The sequence below is a fragment of the Clostridioides sp. ES-S-0108-01 genome (assembly GCF_020662285.1).
In the GTDB taxonomy this organism is placed as follows: Bacteria; Bacillota; Clostridia; order Peptostreptococcales; family Peptostreptococcaceae; genus Clostridioides.
In genome coordinates this window covers 1-603 of sequence record NZ_JADGMN010000069.1, presented here as the reverse complement: position 1 = coordinate 603, position 603 = coordinate 1, and the positions used below count along the sequence as shown (strand labels likewise).

Below are 603 nucleotides of genomic sequence, written 5' to 3'. Positions count from 1 at the left end.
ATAGCAGGAGAAACTTCGAATGCTACATCCATGTTGAAAACTGCTAGTCAAGAAGAATTACAAGAAGTAACTAAAGCTTTTTCAACAGCTTTTGAGCAAACTAAAAATGTAACTGAAAGAAAGTCTAATGAAATTGCAAAGGCTCTAGGAAGTTCTTTAGATGGTATGGGTGAAAGTTCTCTTACTATGATGCGAGGGTTAAATGATAATATGGCTATAATTTTGTCGGGTGTAAGTGCTAATATGAAACCTAATGAAAAGGTTGCTAAAATTACTAAAAACTTGGATGATGCTTTTAAGGCAGGAAAATTAAATGCAGAAGATTACAGAAATAGCATACAAGAAACTATGAATTTTATAAATAAGTATGGAGCTGGCTCTTCTAATCGTATTAAACAAGGTATGAGTAATGCTTTCAACGCTTTCAAGGAAGGAACAAATGTAGGTGGGTTGAAAGACGGAGTAACAGGAATGTTGAACTCTTTAAAAGCAACAGGACCACAGGCTCTAGAAACATTAAAAAGCTTAGGAGGAAAAGCAAACGAGATTTTTAAGGGAGTAGATTTTAATTCTTCTATAGATGCACAAAAAACTAAAGTATTG

The 603-nt window shown here is 33.7% G+C and carries 1 pseudogene; it reads left to right on the top strand.

The features are described from left to right. Positions 1–30: 30 nt before the first annotated feature. Positions 31–603: pseudogene (locus tag IR152_RS19805) on the top strand (phage tail tape measure protein); the annotation flags it as partial.